12 protein-coding genes are annotated in these 12,364 nt (G+C 64.5%); 11 read left to right on the top strand and 1 reads right to left on the bottom strand.

Going from position 1 to position 12,364, the window contains the following annotated elements; translation table 11 throughout:
- Positions 1–70: 70 nt before the first annotated feature.
- On the bottom strand, positions 71–1,018 hold the full coding sequence (locus RMO57_RS20070; protein WP_310389676.1) for a LysR family transcriptional regulator: 948 nt from the start codon (positions 1,016–1,018) through the stop codon (positions 71–73).
- Between the two features lie 198 nt (positions 1,019–1,216).
- Here RMO57_RS20070 and RMO57_RS20065 point away from each other — a divergent pair, with 198 nt between their 5' ends.
- The 11 genes from RMO57_RS20065 to RMO57_RS20015 all read left to right on the top strand — a co-directional run.
- A complete protein-coding gene (locus tag RMO57_RS20065) occupies positions 1,217–2,635 on the top strand; it encodes a basic amino acid/polyamine antiporter (protein ID WP_310389674.1) in 1,419 nt (472 codons plus the stop codon).
- Between the two features lie 34 nt (positions 2,636–2,669).
- Positions 2,670–3,923, top strand: a complete 1,254-nt coding sequence (gene arcA / locus RMO57_RS20060) for an arginine deiminase (RefSeq protein WP_310389672.1) — start codon at positions 2,670–2,672, stop codon at positions 3,921–3,923.
- Between the two features lie 193 nt (positions 3,924–4,116).
- Entirely contained in the window at positions 4,117–5,229 is a 1,113-nt protein-coding gene (locus RMO57_RS20055; protein WP_310389670.1) for an efflux RND transporter periplasmic adaptor subunit, read from the top strand.
- Positions 5,226–8,303, top strand: a complete 3,078-nt coding sequence (locus tag RMO57_RS20050; protein ID WP_310389668.1) for an efflux RND transporter permease subunit — start codon at positions 5,226–5,228, stop codon at positions 8,301–8,303. Before RMO57_RS20055 ends, RMO57_RS20050 begins: the two co-directional genes overlap by 4 nt.
- A 5-nt stretch (positions 8,304–8,308) precedes the next feature.
- Positions 8,309–8,923, top strand: coding sequence for a hypothetical protein (locus RMO57_RS20045; protein WP_310389666.1), 615 nt, complete (start codon positions 8,309–8,311; stop codon positions 8,921–8,923).
- Positions 8,916–9,449, top strand: a complete 534-nt coding sequence (locus tag RMO57_RS20040; protein WP_310389664.1) for a Na+/H+ antiporter subunit E — start codon at positions 8,916–8,918, stop codon at positions 9,447–9,449. The genes RMO57_RS20045 and RMO57_RS20040 overlap by 8 nt, the downstream gene beginning before the upstream one ends.
- A complete protein-coding gene (locus tag RMO57_RS20035; RefSeq protein WP_310389662.1) occupies positions 9,436–9,771 on the top strand; it encodes a monovalent cation/H+ antiporter complex subunit F in 336 nt (111 codons plus the stop codon). The genes RMO57_RS20040 and RMO57_RS20035 overlap by 14 nt, the downstream gene beginning before the upstream one ends.
- Positions 9,756–10,067, top strand: coding sequence for a monovalent cation/H(+) antiporter subunit G (locus RMO57_RS20030; protein ID WP_310389660.1), 312 nt, complete (start codon positions 9,756–9,758; stop codon positions 10,065–10,067). Before RMO57_RS20035 ends, RMO57_RS20030 begins: the two co-directional genes overlap by 16 nt.
- Positions 10,064–11,005 (top strand): hydrogenase subunit MbhD domain-containing protein, encoded by a 942-nt coding sequence (locus RMO57_RS20025; RefSeq protein WP_310389658.1) that lies wholly within the window; start codon positions 10,064–10,066, stop codon positions 11,003–11,005. The genes RMO57_RS20030 and RMO57_RS20025 overlap by 4 nt, the downstream gene beginning before the upstream one ends.
- Positions 11,002–11,352, top strand: coding sequence for an NADH-quinone oxidoreductase subunit K (locus RMO57_RS20020; protein WP_310389656.1), 351 nt, complete (start codon positions 11,002–11,004; stop codon positions 11,350–11,352). Before RMO57_RS20025 ends, RMO57_RS20020 begins: the two co-directional genes overlap by 4 nt.
- On the top strand, positions 11,352–12,364 hold a 1,013-nt coding region (locus RMO57_RS20015; protein ID WP_310389655.1), incomplete at its 3' end, for a complex I subunit 5 family protein. The genes RMO57_RS20020 and RMO57_RS20015, both read left to right, overlap by 1 nt.

The following is a 12,364-nucleotide window of genomic DNA, read 5'->3' as shown; positions in this document are numbered from 1 at the left end:
CTCAGCAGCAAGGCGGTTGGCGGCGCAGTCTACACGCGCCGCATGGCAGTCTGTGCAAATACCGCGCTAGCTAAGGTGATGACACGTCCGCATATTGCGCGCAAACATGCTCAATCAGTTGTTGCGCCAGTACACCTCGCGCACGCGCGCGAGCGGACACCACAGCAACCGGGCGGGCCACGCCGGCCAAGTCTATCGGCAGGCGTATCAGCTGGTGCTGCTGATCGCCAAACTCGAAGCTTGCGAGCATGCCGAAGGACAGCATGCCGCCATGCTGCGTCAAGCCCACCTGCACCGGCACCGAATAGGCCTCGACCGCCGTGCGTGGCATCGTCAGGCCCAAGCCGGCCAGATTGCGCCGCACATATTCATAAAAAATGCAGTCCGGCGGCGGCATCACCCAGCGCTGCTGCAACAGCTCATCCCAGGCCAAGCGCTCGCGCTTGACCAGCGGATGGTCGCGGCCTGCGAACACGGCCAATTGCTCATCAAACAAGGCCGTGGCCCGCATGTCGGCATCCAAATCCACCAGCGAGAGCCGCAGAAAAGCCAACTCGATATCGCCCTTGCGCAAGCGATCAAACAACTCGGCCTCGCGCGCCTCGACCACCGACACAAAGCACTCGGGGTAAATCTTCACCAACGCCTGGACAGCAATCGGCAGGAAGGGCGTGGCCGTCATTGGCACCGTACCCAGGCGCAACTCGCCGGTTGCGCCGCTAGCGAGAGTGGCCAATTCCTGGGCGGCGCGGCGTAACTCGTCGAAGATCGCCAACGCTCGCGGAGCAAAGCTCAGGCCATAACTGGTCGGCTCGACGCCATTGGCATGGCGTTCAAACAGCTTCACGTTCAGCGTCTGCTCCAGGCCGGCAATCGACTTGGTCACAGCCGGCTGTGACAGGTTGACGACCGCCGCAGCCTTGTGGAAATTGCGATGCGTCAGAACGGCCACAAAGACGCGCAGCTCGCTCATCTTCAAATGCCTAGGCAGCCTATGGATCAAATTATCGGACGGCATGGCGCTCCCGGTGGTTTGACAGTTACTTCAATAACGGAAATCGGGAAAACCCTAGTCCGTCGATTTCATTTCATTATCACTCGATAAGAAACTAGCCTCTGCAACTACTGGTTATGTCCTTCAGACGAACTGATACTACAACGGCTGTCTGTGCGATCACACACGTAATCAAACTTGAAATTGACCAGGAATTGAAACATGGCTGAACAAAAAATGTCGCGCATGGCTCTGACCGCGATGGTGGTCGGTGGCATGGTGGGCGCGGGCATCTTCTCGCTGCCGCGCACCTTCGCCAATGCCACCGGGCCGCTCGGCGCGGTGATCGCTTGGCTGATCGCCGGCACCGGCATGTATATGTTGGCGCGGGTATTCCAGGCCCTGGCCGAACGCAAGCCGGAGATTGACGCCGGTGTCTACGCCTATGCGCGGGAGGGCTTCGGTGACTACCCCGGCTTCCTGTCGGCCTTCGGCTACTGGATCGGCAGTTGTATCGGCAACGTCTCCTACTGGGTCTTGATCAAGTCGACGCTGGGGGCCTTCTTCCCGATCTTCGGCGACGGCAACACGGCGATCGCGATCGCGGTCGCGTCGGTAGGCATCTGGGCCTTCCACTTCCTGATCCTGCGCGGCGTGCAGCAAGCGGCCTTCATCAACAAGGTGGTCACGGTGGGCAAGATCATCCCGATCGCCATCTTCATCTTGATCATGCTGTTCTCGTTCAAGCTGGATTTGTTCAACTTCAACTTGTATGGCGGCGACCTCACCACCGGCCTGTTTGACCAGGTCAAGGCAACCATGCTGGTGACGGTGTTTGTGTTCATCGGTATCGAAGGTGCCAGCGTCTATTCGCGCTTCGCCAAGGACCGCGCCGACGTCGGCAAGGCCACCATCCTGGGCTTCATCAGCGTGACCTGCCTGATGGTGATGGTCTCGATCCTGCCCTATGCGGTGCTGCAGCGCGCCGAAATTGCCGGCATGCGCCAGCCCTCGATGGCCGGTGTGCTGGAGGCAGTGGTCGGCCCCTGGGGTGCGATCTTCGTCAGCGTCGGCCTGTTGGTTTCGGTGCTCGGTGCCTACCTGGCCTGGGCGCTGATCTGCGCGGAGGTGATGTTCGCGGCCGGCAAGTCCAAGGACATGCCCAAGGCCTTCGCCAAGGTCAACAAGAACGATGTGCCGGTGACGGCGCTGTGGGTCACCAGCAGCGTGATCCAGGTCATCGTGATCACCACCTACTGGTCGCGTGACGCCTTTGCGCTGATGCTCAACCTGACCAGTGCGACGACGCTGATCCCCTATCTGTTCGTGGCCGCCTACGGCCTGATGATCGCCAAGCGCCGTGAGACCTACAACATCATGCCCGAGGAGCGCAATCGCGATCTGGTCTTGGCCACGCTGGCGGTGCTGTACACGCTCTTCATGATCTACGCCGGCGGCCTCAAGTTCATCATCCTGTCGGCCGTGCTGTTTGCTCCAGGCACCATTCTGTATTTCATTGCCCGACGTGAGCAGGGCAAGCCAGTGTTCGTGAAGACCTCGGACTGGGTCACCTTCGGCGTCATCGTTGTGGCGGCCATCTACGGCGTATACGGTCTTGCGACCGGCGCTGTATCCATCTAAGAAGCTCGTTACTTGTCAACCACAGGAGTTCAAAATGACAACTGCAAGTGAAGTGAAACTCGGCGTCCATTCGGAGGTCGGCCAACTGCGCAAGGTGATGGTGTGCGCACCGGGCCGCGCGCATGCGCGCCTGACGCCGTCCAACTGCGATGCCCTTTTGTTCGATGACGTGTTGTGGGTGGAGAACGCCAAGCGCGACCATTTCGACTTCGTCAGCAAGATGCGCGACCGTGGCATCGAGGTGCTGGAAATGCACAATCTGCTGGCCGAGACCCTGGCCGTGCCCGAGGGCAAGAAGTGGATTCTTGACAACCAGGTGGTGCCCAACCAGGTCGGCCTGGGCTTCATCAGTGAACTGCGCGGCTACCTGGAAAGCCTGGACAACCGCCTGCTGGCCGAGACCCTGATCGGCGGCCTGTCGACGAATGAGTTCCCCGAGGATGTTGGCGGTTCGGGCTTCTCGGTCGTGCGCGATGCGGCCGGCGTCACCGAGTACCTGCTGCCGCCCTTGCCTAACACTTTATACACACGGGACACGACCTGCTGGATCTACGGCGGCGTGACGCTCAACCCGCTCTTCTGGCCGGCCCGCCATGAAGAAACCATCCTCACCACGGCGATCTACAAGTTCCACCCCGACTTCGGTGCCAACGTCAATGTCTGGTGGGGCGACCCGACCGAAGACCATGGCCAGGCGACGCTGGAAGGCGGCGACGTGATGCCGATCGGCAACGGCGTCGTGCTGATCGGCATGAGCGAACGCACCTCGCGCCAGGCAATCAGCCAGCTCGCCGCGACGCTGTTCAAGAAGGGCGCGGCCGAACGCGTGGTCGTGGCGGCCATGCCCAAGATCCGCGCCGCCATGCACCTGGACACCGTCTTCACCTTCGCTGACCGCGACTGCGTGCTGGTGGCGCCGGACTTCATGACTCAGACCCGCACCTTCTCCTATCGCCCGAGCGATCACCCGAGCGGCGTCGAACTGCACGCGGAGAACAAGCCCTTTGTGGACGTGGTGGCCGAGTCGCTGGGCTTGAAGAAGCTGCGCGTCGTCGAAGCCGGTGGCACCGATTACCAGCGCGAGCGTACGCAGTGGGACAGCGGCGCCAACCTGGTCTGCGCCTCGCCCGGTGTTGTCTATGCCTATGACCGCAACACCTACACCAACACGGCGCTGCGCAAGGAAGGCATCGAGGTCATCACCATCGTCGGCGCCGAACTTGGCCGCGGCCGTGGCGGCGGCCACTGCATGACCTGCCCAATCGTGCGTGACGCGGTAGATTTCTGATCAAGCGCTGACTTGGCGCCCGCCGCTCGACGCTGACCACTCCGGCAGCGCGCGGCGGGCGTCATTACGTTGCCGCGTGCTGCCCTCAGAATCACCCTCGTGCATTGCGCAGCGCCTTGATGTGCTGGAACTCATTTCTAATTTGTCGCCATGCGGCGTTCAAACTAACCGCAGCCTTGATCGGAACCGCCCCGTGCCTGATAACTTCATCACTCTGCGTACCCTGCACCGCCCTTCGCTCAGGGTCACCGCTGCCCTGATGTCTTTGATCGCGCTGACCGCCTGCAATCGCACGGTCGAAGCGCCGCCGCCGGAGGTGCGCCCGGCGCGGGTGATGACGATTGACAAACTGGCCAGCAGCGGCAAGGTGGCGCTGACCGGCACGGTGCAGGCGCAAACCGAGATCAACCAGGCCTTTCGTATCGACGGCCGCCTGATTGAGCGCACCGTGGACATCGGCGACACGGTACGCCCCGGCCAGCTGATCGCCCGGCTGGACCCGCAGAATGAAGAAAGCGGCCTGCAGGCCGCGCGCGCCCAACTGGCGGCCGCACGCGCCCAGTTGGTCGAAGCCCGCAACAACCATGTGCGGATGCGCGACCTGGTCGCCGAGGCTGCCGTCTCGCGGGCCCAGTTCGACCAGGCCGAGGCGCTGCTGAAGACCGCCGAGGCGCAGATCGAAGCGGTGCAATCGCAAGTCAATCTGGCGCAGAACCGGCTCAGCTACACCCGGTTGGTGTCCGAAGTGGCGGGCGTGGTGACGGCGCGCGGGCCGCAGCCCGGCGAGGTCGTCGCGGGCGGCCGCATGATCATCCAGGTCGCTCGCGACGGTGCGCGCGACGCTGTCTTCGACGTGCCCGGCCAAATCAAGGACTCCTTGCCCAAAAATCCGGCCGTCACGGTGAGTCTGAGCAATGACCCCAAGATCACGGCAAGCGGCAAGGTCCGCGAGGTTTCACCGCGCGCCGACGCCGTCACCGGCACCTTTGCGGTACGCGTACAACTGCTCAGTCCTCCTGCGTCGATGCGCCTGGGCAGCACCGTCACCGGGCGCATTCAGCTCGCCGAGGTAGCGGGCATCAAGATTCCGTCGGCGGCACTGGTGCGCGCCGATGGCAAGGCCGCCGTCTGGGTGGTGGACGCCAAGGCCAGCACGGTCTCGCTGCGCAACATCACGCTGGGTAGCAGCGACGCCGACACCGTTTATGTGGCCTCGGGCTTGAACGCCGGCGATGTGATCGTCACCGCGGGCGTGCAAGCGCTGCGCCCGGGCCAGAAGGTTCGTAAGCTTGAGACCAAAGCATGATCGGGCCCAACCTCTCCGAGTGGGCGCTGTCCAAGCGCTCACTGGTGGTTTTCATGATGATTGTGTCCGTCATCGCCGGCACCTTTGCGTTCATGCGCTTGGGCCGCGGCGAAGACCCTGCCATCACCATCCGCACCATGGTGATTGGCGCGGGGTGGCCCGGTGCCACCGTCGATGAAACCCTCAAACAACTGACCGAGCGGCTGGAGCGCAAGCTGCAGGAAACCAATCATCTGGACCGGATTCGTTCCTACACGACCGCCGGTCAGACCACCATCTTCATTGACCTGAAGCAGTCAACGCCGCCGGCGGCCATTGCGGATGTCTGGTACCAGGTGCGCAAGAACATCGGTGATATCCGCCACACCCTGCCTGCCGGCACCGCCGGCCCTTTCTTCAACGACGACTTCGGCGACACCTTCGGCATCATCTACGGCTTCACCGCCGATGGCTTCAACTTCCGTGAGTTGCGCGACCATGTCGAGGACGCCCGCTCGCGCTTGCTGCACGTGCCCGATGTCTCCAAGATCGAAGTGCTGGGCGCGCAAGATGAGCAGATCTTTGTTGAATTTTCGGCCGAAAAACTGGCCGGCCTGCGCCTCAATATCAGCAGCATTCTGGCGACGCTGCAGGCGCAGAACATGGTGCGCCCGTCGGGCACGATTCAGACCGAAAAAGAACGCGTTTTTCTGCGCGTCAGCGGCGCGTTTGACAACGAGGCCGACATCGAGGCGGTCAATATCGTCGCCGGTGAGCGGATCTTCCGGCTCGGCGATATTGCCAGGGTCAGGCGCGGTTTCGTCGACCCGCCGCAGCCGATGTTCCGCGTCAACGGCAAGCCCGCCATTGGCCTGGCGATCGCGATGCGCGACGCCGGCGACATCCTCACCCTGGGCCAGAACATCCGCACCGAGATGGCCGCCATCAACGCCAACTTGCCGCTCGGTATCGAGTCGACGCTGGTGGCCGACCAGGCCGTGTCGGTGGATGTGGCGATCAGCGACTTCATGACCTCGCTCTGGCAGGCGATTGTGATCATTCTGGTTTGCAGCTTCGTCAGCTTGGGCGTGCGCCCCGGCACCGTGGTGGCGCTGGCCATCCCCCTCACGCTGGCGATCGTGTTCGCTGTCATGAGCATGCTGAATATCGACCTGCACCGCATCTCGCTCGGTGCCTTGATCATTGCGCTGGCGCTCTTGGTGGACGACGCGATGACGACGGTGGACGCGATGATTCGCCGTCTCGGTGCCGGTGACACACCGGATCAGGCCGCCACTTTTGCCTACCGCACCTTGGCCGCGCCAATGTTGATCGGCACCCTGGTGACCATCGCCAGCTTTGTGCCGATCGGCTTTGCGCAAAGCTCGGCCGGCGAATACACCTTCTCGATCTTTTCGGTGGTCGGCATCGCGCTGATCGCGTCCTGGTTGGTGGCGGTGCTGTTTGCACCGCTGATCGGCAAGGCGCTGCTAAAGCCGCCCAAAGCGGCAGCGGCGGCTGAAACCAAGGTCAAGCCGAGCAAGCTGGAGGCCGGCTACCGCGCCCTCCTCTCCGGCGCGATTCGCATGAAGTGGCTGACCATCGGTCTGACGCTGGGGGCCTTCGTGCTGTCGCTGTTCTTGTTGCGGATGGTGCCGCAACAGTTCTTCCCGGCGTCCGACCGGCCCGAGCTGACCGTGGACCTGACGCTGCGCCAGAACTCCTCGATCTACGCCACTGAGACGCAGGTCAAGCGTCTGGAAGAGATCTTGAAGGGCGACCCGGATGTTGACCACTACAGCAGCTATGTCGGGCGCGGCGCGATCCGTTTCATCCTGACCTTGAATGTGCAACTGGCCGACCCCTTCTTTGGCCAGTTTGTGATCGTCACCAAGGACCTCGAAGCCCGCGAACGCCTGCGCGCCAAGCTCGACAAGGTCTTGGCCGAGCAGTTCCCCGAGGTGATCGCGCGCGTCTCGCCGCTGGAGCTGGGCCCGCCGGTCGGCTGGCCGCTGCAGTACCGGCTGACCGGGCCGGACAAGGACGAGGTACGCCGCTTGTCCTTGGAGTTAGCGCAGATCCTCGGTGCCGATCAACGGACCCGTCATGTCAACTTTGACTGGATGGAGCCGGCGCGGCAATTGCACGTGACGGTCAACCAGGATCAGGCCCGCCAACTCGGCATCAGCTCAGGCGCCATCGGCAATGTACTGAACGCCGCCGTCACCGGCACCGCGGTGACGCAGGTGCGCGATGACATCTACACCGTCAATGTGTTGGCGCGCGCGGTCGACAGCGAGCGCGCATCGTTCGACACCCTGCGTTCGCTGCAAGTGCCGACGCCGAGTGGGCGCATGGTGCCGCTGAGCCAGTTCGCCACACTGAGCGAGGAGCAGGAGTTCCCGCTGGTCTGGCGGCGTGACCGCCTGCCGACGCTGACCGTGCGGGCCGACGTGATGCCCGGCGGCAGCCCGGATGACGTGGTGACGAGCTTGAAGCCCAAGATTGCCGAGTTCTCGGCCATGCTGCCCGCGCAGTACCAGGTCGTGACCGGCGGCATGTATGAGGAAAGCGCCATCTCCAGCGCCTCGGTGTTTGCAGTGATACCGCTGATGATTGGCCTGATGCTCTTCATCATGATGATCATGCTGGTCAGCTTCCGGCGCCTGGCGATGGTGGTGGCCATCATGCCGCTGGGTTTGATCGGGGTGGTGATGGCGCTGCTGGTCTTCAACCGGCCGCTCGGCTTTGTCGCCATCTTGGGCGTGCTGGCCTTGATCGGCATGATTGCCAAGAACGCGGTGATTCTGGTCGTGCAGATCGAGACCGATCGGGGCGAGGGCAAGGGCGTGCTGGAGGCGGTGATGGCCTCGGCGACCGGGCGCTTCCGGCCGATGATGCTGGCGGCGGTGTCGACCGTGCTGGGCCTGATTCCAATCGCGCCGACCGTCTTCTGGGGTCCGATGGCATTTGCCATCATGGGCGGGCTCTTGGTGGCCACGCTGCTGACGCTGGTGCTGCTGCCGACCGTCTATGTGGCGGTGTTCGGCAACGAGAAGCCGGCGTCGCCAACCACCGCGCCTGAAACCGTCTGAATGCCATGACCGGCTCCTTGTTAGCCCCGCTGAAGGATGTGATCCCCGAGCCCGACGCGGGCGACGGCGGCGACGGGAACAACACGCTGGAGCTCTATCTGGGTGAATCGCGCCAGCTCTTCAACTCGATGGACCCGGCGCCCTTCCGCAAGCGCGATCTGGACCCCAAGGCGGCCGACTACATTGTCGACTGGGCACGCGCGGTGCCGGCAGGCTCCCCGCTGAACCTGATCGTTCATCTGGGCCAGGAATCGGCCAGCGCCGACGATGCGGTGATGTTGCGCGAGGCCATGCAGGACTACTTCAAACGCCGTGCGGTGGACACTCGCAAAAGTCTACGCCGTCTACTTCGCGTCGGCCGCATCAGCCTCTTGGTAGGCGTCACCTTTCTGGGCGCGGTGATGCTGCTCACTGAAGCCGCTGCCCGCCTGCTCGAGCCCACCACCTATGGCACTTTGATCAAGGAAAGCCTGTCCATCGGGGCCTGGGTGGCACTCTGGCATCCAGCCGACATCTTGTTGCATCAATGGTGGCCCATCCTCGGCGAAGCCCGGTTGTTAGACCGGCTGTGCGCCATCAATGTGCGGCTCTACAGTGCCGACAACGCGCCGCATGAATAGCAACAAGCCCCCCGCAGCAAGTGCCAAGCCAAGCTCGAAAGCCGCCTCCGCCTGCGCGCGCGGCCTGTTTTACGCCGGCTTCTGGCTGATCCTCCTGCCCAGCGCCAAACCGGCCGATCTGCTGCTCGGGGCCCTGACCGCAGCGGCCGCGACCTGGCTCAGCCTGCACCTGCTGCCGCCCCGCTGCGGCGGGCTGCGCGCAGGTGCCTTGCTCGCGCTGCTGCCGCATTTCCTCTGGGAGTCGGTGCGCGGCGGGCTCGATGTGGCCCGGCGTGCACTATCACCCAGCATGCCGCTGAACCCCGGCTTCGTCACTTGCCCCATGAAGTTCGCGCCCGGCCTGGCGCGCAATAGCTTTGCATCCATCACCAGCCTGATGCCGGGCACGCTGCCGGTCGCCGATGACGCCGGCAATCTGATGTATCACGCCCTGGACATCGGCCAGCCGGTGGCCGAACAGCTGGGCGCGGAGGAGCGCCTGCTGGCCGGCGCCCTGGTGGAAGGCGAGGGTCATGGCCATGGCTGAGTTCTTGCTGGCGGCGGCCGCCTTCCTCTTGCTGACGGTGGCGGGGGGCCTGGTGCGCGTCTTGCGCGGACCCGGTGACGCCGAGCGCATGATGGCCGCGCAATTGCTCGGCACCGGCGGCATTGCCGCCCTGTTGCTGCTGGGCGTGGCGAGCGGCCAGAGTGCCGGCCTCGATGTTGCGCTGACCTTGGCCTTGCTGGCCGCGTTCGCCGGCTTTGCGTTCGTCAAGGCGCAGGGCTTGGCGGCGCAAGACGACGAGCACGACCACGACCACGACCACGACCACGACCACGAGGACAGCAAACCATGCGAGCGGCGCTAGATATTTTCACCATGCTGGCTGTGGTCGCCGGCCTGTTCTTCTTTCTGGCCGGCACAGTAGGCCTGCTGCGTTTTCCGGATTCATTGACGCGTCTGCATGCGCTGACCAAGGCCGACAACCTCGGCCTTGGCCTGGTCGCGCTGGGCCTGATGGCGCAGATGGACGGCGTCGCGGCCATGCTCAAGCTCGTTTGCATCTGGCTGCTGATGCTCTTGTCCAGCGCGACTGTCTCGCAGCTGATCGCCTACGGCCTGCGCCGGAAGATGACTCAACAGCAGCAAGAGAGACGGCCATGACCGATCTGCTCAATCTGCTGTTGGCCCTGCTGCTGCTGTGCCTGGCGCTGTGGAGCGTGGTCTCGCGCCAGGCCTTCGCGGCGGTGGTCGGTTTCCTCGCCTATGGCCTGCTCTTGAGCCTGGTCTGGGTGCAGCTGTACGGCCTCGACGTCGCGCTGACCGAGGCGGCCATTGGCGGCGGCCTGACCGGCGCCTTGCTGATAGGCGCGGCCAAGCGGCTGCGCCACACCGAGGCGGCGGCGCAGGCCGAGCGGCCCGCTGCGGCAACGCGCTGGCTGGCCGCCCTGCTGTCGGCCGGCGTCACGGCCGGGCTGATTGTCTGCGTGATGACCCTGCCCGACCCGGCGCCTTCGCTGGCCTATGAGGTGCAGGCCAAGATGGGCGCAACCGAGGTCGGCAACCCCATCACGGCGGTGCTCTTGGGCTTTCGGGCGATGGACACCTTGCTGGAGGCGATCGTGCTGCTGTTCGCCTTGATCGGCGTCTGGTCGCTAACTCCGGACGAGTTCTGGGGCGGCCGGCCCGGCCTGACTCAGAGCAGCCCGGCCAACGGCATGCTGGCCTATGCGGCGCGCTTGGCTGCGCCGCTGGGCATCGTGGTGGGCGCCTATATCTTCTGGATCGGTGCCGACCACCCGGGCGGCAAGTTCCAGGGCGCCACGCTGATGGCGGCGATGTGGTTGCTGGTCTTGATGGCCGGCCTGGCCGACGCGCCGGCGATCGGCCGCAGCTGGTTGCGCGGCCTGCTGGTGGCCGGCCCGCTGATCTTCATCGCCGTCGGCGTGTTCGGCGTGGTCTCGGCCGGCGCTTTTCTGGCCTACCCGGTCGGCTCGGCCAAGCCGCTTATTTTGGTGATCGAGTTCGCCCTGATGCCGACGCTGATCCTGATCCTTGGCCTGCTGCTGCTGGGTGCGGCGCAACGCGGGGCCAAGCCATGAGCGGCGCCTTGTTGTTCGGCCTGTGTGCCGCCTTCCTGGTCGGCATCGGCCTCTACGGTCTGATCGTCAACCCGCATCCGCTGCGCAAGATCCTCGCCTTCAATGTGGTCGGCAGCGGCGTGTTCCTGCTGTTCGGCGCGATTGCGCGGCGCGGTGCCGGCGCCGGCTTTGGCGGTGACCCGGTGCCGCAGGCCTTGTTGATCACCGGCATCGTGGTCGCCTTCTCCGCCACCGCCCTGGCCGTTGCCCTGTTGCTGCGCCTGTTCGAGGCCAGCGGCTCGGTGTCTTTGGCCAATGATGTATCGGCCCAAAAGACCCCGCCCAAACAGAAAGACGGGTTGAGTTGATGGCGACGACGGCGGGTGGCTATTTATTGGTGCTGGCGGTGCTGGCGCCCTTTGTCGGCGTGCTGCTCGGCCTGCTGCTCGGCGGCCACCAGGTACGGCGCGTCGTCGCGCTGACCTTGCTGGTCGGCCTGGCCACGGCCGCGGCGCTGCTGTCGACCTGGCTGGATTCAAACGGCAGCTTGGTCTATTTGCTCGGCGCCTGGGCACCGCCGCTGGGCATAGCGCTGCGCGCCGACGGCCTCGCGGTGGCGATGATGCTGGCCGTTAGCGTGGTGATCAGCGGCATCGCCCTGTATGCGCGCGCCGACTTTGACACACCCGCCGATGGGCCCGAGCAGCGCGCGCCCTTGATCTTCTGGCTGCTGCTGATGGCGGTCTGGGGTTCGCTGAATCTGGTCTTCGTCAGCGGCGATATGTTCACGCTTTATGTCGCGCTGGAGTTGCTGACCTTCTCCGGCGTGCCGCTGGTCTGCCTGGACGGCAAGGGCGAGACCCTGCGCGCCGCGCTGCGCTATCTGGTCTTCGCGCTGGCCGGCTCTTTGCTTTATTTGCTCGGCGCGGTGCTGCTCTACGGCGGCTACGGCACGCTGGACATCACGCTGCTGAGCCAAGCTGTTAGGCCTGAGCCGATTGCCTGGGCCGCCGCAGCGCTGATGACGGTGGGCCTGTTGGCCAAGACCGCCTTGTTCCCGCTGCACATTTGGCTGCCGCCGGCGCACGCCGGCGCGCCGGCCGCCGCCAGCGCGATCCTGTCGGCCTTGGTGGTCAAGGGCTCCTGGTTCCTGGTCGTGCGGCTCTGGTTCGATGTGATGCCGGCCGTCATCACCCTGCCCGCCGCGCAGGTCCTGGCCGGGATGGGCGCGGCGGCCATCGTGGTCGGCAGCGTGGTGGCACTGCGCCAGCAAAGGCTGAAGTTGCTGGTCGCCTATTCCACCATCGCGCAGATCGGCTATTTGTTCCTGATGTTCCCGCTCGCCTTCGAAGCGGCGAGCGGCATGCTGGCTCATGGCGC

It is taken from the genome of Roseateles sp. (assembly GCF_031397715.1).
Classification (GTDB): Bacteria; Pseudomonadota; Gammaproteobacteria; order Burkholderiales; family Burkholderiaceae_C; genus Paucibacter_A.
This window is presented reverse-complemented; position numbering and strand designations above follow the sequence as displayed.

What these genes read in the sequence shown, in the direction of transcription:
- RMO57_RS20070 (WP_310389676.1), bottom strand. Translation starts at nt 1,018, where the DNA reads ATGCCGTCCGATAATTTGATCCATAGGCTGCCTAGGCATTTGAAGATG.
- RMO57_RS20025 (WP_310389658.1), top strand. Translation starts at nt 10,064, where the DNA reads ATGACCGATCTGCTCAATCTGCTGTTGGCCCTGCTGCTGCTGTGCCTG.
- RMO57_RS20050 (WP_310389668.1), top strand. Translation starts at nt 5,226, where the DNA reads ATGATCGGGCCCAACCTCTCCGAGTGGGCGCTGTCCAAGCGCTCACTG.
- RMO57_RS20020 (WP_310389656.1), top strand. Translation starts at nt 11,002, where the DNA reads ATGAGCGGCGCCTTGTTGTTCGGCCTGTGTGCCGCCTTCCTGGTCGGC.
- arcA (WP_310389672.1), top strand. Translation starts at nt 2,670, where the DNA reads ATGACAACTGCAAGTGAAGTGAAACTCGGCGTCCATTCGGAGGTCGGC.
- RMO57_RS20040 (WP_310389664.1), top strand. Translation starts at nt 8,916, where the DNA reads ATGAATAGCAACAAGCCCCCCGCAGCAAGTGCCAAGCCAAGCTCGAAA.
- RMO57_RS20035 (WP_310389662.1), top strand. Translation starts at nt 9,436, where the DNA reads ATGGCCATGGCTGAGTTCTTGCTGGCGGCGGCCGCCTTCCTCTTGCTG.
- RMO57_RS20065 (WP_310389674.1), top strand. Translation starts at nt 1,217, where the DNA reads ATGGCTGAACAAAAAATGTCGCGCATGGCTCTGACCGCGATGGTGGTC.
- RMO57_RS20030 (WP_310389660.1), top strand. Translation starts at nt 9,756, where the DNA reads ATGCGAGCGGCGCTAGATATTTTCACCATGCTGGCTGTGGTCGCCGGC.
- RMO57_RS20045 (WP_310389666.1), top strand. Translation starts at nt 8,309, where the DNA reads ATGACCGGCTCCTTGTTAGCCCCGCTGAAGGATGTGATCCCCGAGCCC.